The sequence below is a fragment of the Microcoleus sp. AT3-D2 genome (assembly GCF_036705715.1).
GTDB lineage: Bacteria > Cyanobacteriota > Cyanobacteriia > Cyanobacteriales > Microcoleaceae > Microcoleus.
This window is the reverse complement of sequence record NZ_JAUBVE010000158.1, coordinates 1-3,103: the sequence shown is the minus strand read 5'-3', so window position 1 is coordinate 3,103 and position 3,103 is coordinate 1. Positions and strand designations below refer to the sequence as shown.

Genomic DNA, 3,103 nt, shown 5'->3' with positions numbered 1-3,103 from the left:
TCGCTTCTGTGATTTATTGCGTAAGCGTTGCTTGCCGTAGGCGTCGCATCTCTCTTTAAAAACTGTCCGGAGTATTGTTCTATGAATAATGATTATATGATGACTGTTCTCAACTCCTTTTGTCAAGCTTGATTGAGATGCTCTTACCCTGTTAAAGAAACCAGCGTAGACGGAGGGAAAGTTCGGATTAGAAGACCCAAAGGGGAGGGGTGTCACTGGCTTGATTATAAAGCTGTTCGGCTTCATGAGAGCTTTTATGCTGGATATTTTCAAGAAAATGAAGTCTTGATTGATTATGTCAATCGTCAGCCGTTAAATCCCACATTCCGCAGATATTTAGACAAATTTAATAGTTTTAAATTTGAAGGCATAAAGCCATGAAATCAACATATAGCAACGGCCTCAAGTATTGCCAAAAATATATAATAGAATCGGGAACACAGGTGTAAAAAATCATGAATCAGCCTCAGTCGAAATAAAAGTCCTCAACATAGATCATTTAGGAATAATAGCCGGAATTATTGATGAAATGGAACTGGTAGAATTGGTGAATAAACAAATCGGTATCAAAGGAAAAGAAATCCTAACTCCCGGACAAGTAATGAAAGCAATGATTTTGAATGGATTAGGATTTTTGAGCGCCCCTTTATACTTATTTGAACAATTTTTTGTCGGGAAAGCAACAGAGCATCTGATTGGAGAAGGAGTATTACCATCACATTTAAATGATGACCGATTAGCCAGAGCCTTAGACAAATATTATGCAGCAGGCACAACACAACTATTTACAACAATCGCTATAAAAGCTGCTGAAAAATCTCAAGTAAAAATGAATAGCATTCATTTGGATGGAACTTCAATGTATGTACATGGGGAGTACGCAAAGCCGTCAGAAAAAGGAGTCAATTCAGTCAAGATTGAGTCAGAAGTGAAAATTCAAGAATCTGAGCAGGAATCAGACATAAAAACCATAGAACTCAAACATGGATATTCGAGGGATCATCGACCAGACCTCAAGCAATTTATTGTTGACATGATTTGTACAGGAGACGGAGATGTACCATTATATAGCAATCCTAAATGATTATACTCGTTACCAGGCAGAGCCTGGTAACGCATATCCGGAGGCTCTGCCTCCATTGTCGCAGCCGAGGCAGAGCCTCGCTTACATCGGTTCCCAGGCAGAGCTTGGGAACCAGTTAACCAGTTATTGAAACTGATTTAGGATTGCTATATCTAAAAATAGATTCAGGAAATATCGATAACAAAAGTGTGTTTGTAGACCGATTAAAAGAATTCAAAAACTCCTGGACTTTTGAAGGGGTAAATGTAGCAGATAGTGCCTTATATACCAAAGATAATCTCATCGCTATGAGAGAAATGAAATGGATAACTAGAGTTCCTTTAACTATAAAAATAGCTCAGGATAAAATATCAAATATCGAAGCTCACCAATGGACAGACAGTAAAATATCAGGATATAAAATGGTAGAAAAAGAAAGTGATTATGGAGAAGTCAAGCAAAGGTGGTTAATCGTAGAAAGTGAAGCGAGGAAAAAATCAAGTATTGAACAAGTAAATAAGCAAGTAGAAAAACAAAAAGAAAAAGCATCAACCTCTCTATGCAAGCTATCCCAGCCAAATTTTGCTTGTGAACCCGATGTTAAAATGGCGCTCGAAAAATTATCAAATTCCTTCAAATATCATAAAATCAACAATATTTACTATCAAAAAACCGCATCAAAAAACCGCCGAATATGAGCAATCAGGTAGACCCAGTAAGTTGCAATGCCCACTCAAATAAATTATCGAGTAACAGGTGAATTAGAGGCTAAATTAGAAGTAATTGAAGCTGAAAAAACTCAAGCAGGCAGATTTATTTTAGCAACAAATATTATCGACAAGAATGAATTGAGTAATGAGAGCGTACTCAAAGAATACAAAGCCCAACAATCTACAGAAAGAGGATTTAGATTCCTGAAGATCCGTTGTTTTTTACTTCAAGTGTCTTCGTAAAAAATCCTCAGAGAGTAGAAGCAATTGCCATGATAATGGGACTGTGTCTGTTGGTCGATACCCTAGCACAAAGAAAGCTAAGACAAGAATTAGAATCCTCATGAATTTCGGTCAAGAATCAGGTGAAAAAATTAACAAATAAACCGACTATGCGCTGGATATTTCAGGTATTTCAGGCAGTACATTTGATAATAGTCAATGGACACAAGCAAGTGAGCAATTTAACGGTAGAACATCGAAAAATCCTCTCTTGTTTAGGAACAGTCTGTCGTCAATATTATCTGATTATTTAATCAAGGGAATTTGCAGTCAAATTGAGATACTTGTCAAGCAATAAATTTTGACAAACATAATAATTATTATGGTCGCAAAACCTCTAGATTATTGGAATGTATTGTCCGATAATTGAGCAAATTATTGTCACTGAAAACAACCGGGATGCAACTTGAGATATTGTCTACTAATTTTCAAAAAAAATAGAAATTAAAGTCAAAAAAGTTAGACTAAAAAAAGTTTGATGGCTTGGATTTTTCAAAAATACCAGTAAGATGAATCACATCTGCGGAATGTGGGTTAAATTCCCTACTGGCTTGTTTAGGCGATGGACAGGATGGGATTTGGAATATCATCGGTAAATTTAATCCAGATGGCAATCGCCGAGAAATCTTAGACTGGTTTCATTTACTTGAAAATCTCCCTAAAGTAGGAGGGTCTAACAAGCGGTTAGCACAAGCGAAAAAATTGTTATGGCAGGGTCGTATAGATGAAACCATTAAGTTGTTTGAGTTGTGCAGTCGTGGTCAAGCGGAAAACTTTTGCAACTACCTAAAAAAACATCGACATCGAATCGTCAACTATCAACACTTGTCTACTGAAAAAATTTGCTCTATCGGCTCGGGAGCTGTGGAATCATCGGTGAAACAGATTGATAGAAGATAGAAAATTTCCGGCGCTCAGTGGCGAGCTGAAAATATTAATCAAATGCTTAAACTGAGGTGCTTACTTGAATGATTTAATCAGCTAGAAGTTTATAGACGCCTGCTTCTTTTCCATTCTCCTACCTTCCTATCTAAATACTTTAGATGTT

The 3,103-nt window shown here is 36.7% G+C and carries 2 protein-coding genes and 3 pseudogenes; all 5 read left to right on the top strand.

Features of this window, described 5'->3' with window-relative positions:
• Positions 1–135: 135 nt before the first annotated feature.
• Positions 136–315, top strand: a pseudogene (locus tag QUB44_RS30350) (ISKra4 family transposase); the annotation flags it as partial.
• A 214-nt stretch (positions 316–529) separates the two neighbouring features.
• A pseudogene (locus QUB44_RS30345) lies at positions 530–1,063 on the top strand (IS1634 family transposase); the annotation flags it as partial.
• Positions 1,064–1,272: 209 nt separating this feature from the next.
• On the top strand, positions 1,273–1,761 hold the full coding sequence (locus tag QUB44_RS30340) for an IS1634 family transposase (RefSeq protein ID WP_333373525.1): 489 nt from the start codon (positions 1,273–1,275) through the stop codon (positions 1,759–1,761).
• Between the two features lie 27 nt (positions 1,762–1,788).
• Positions 1,789–2,016: a hypothetical protein gene (locus tag QUB44_RS30335; RefSeq protein WP_333373522.1), complete on the top strand. Its 228-nt coding sequence runs from the start codon at positions 1,789–1,791 to the stop codon at positions 2,014–2,016.
• Between the two features lie 573 nt (positions 2,017–2,589).
• Positions 2,590–3,027: pseudogene (locus tag QUB44_RS30330) on the top strand (ISKra4 family transposase); the annotation flags it as partial.
• Between the last annotated feature and the right edge of the window lie 76 nt (positions 3,028–3,103).

Coding starts and splice junctions, on each gene's coding strand:
- QUB44_RS30335 (WP_333373522.1), top strand. CDS start 1,789: ATGCCCACTCAAATAAATTATCGAGTAACAGGTGAATTAGAGGCTAAA.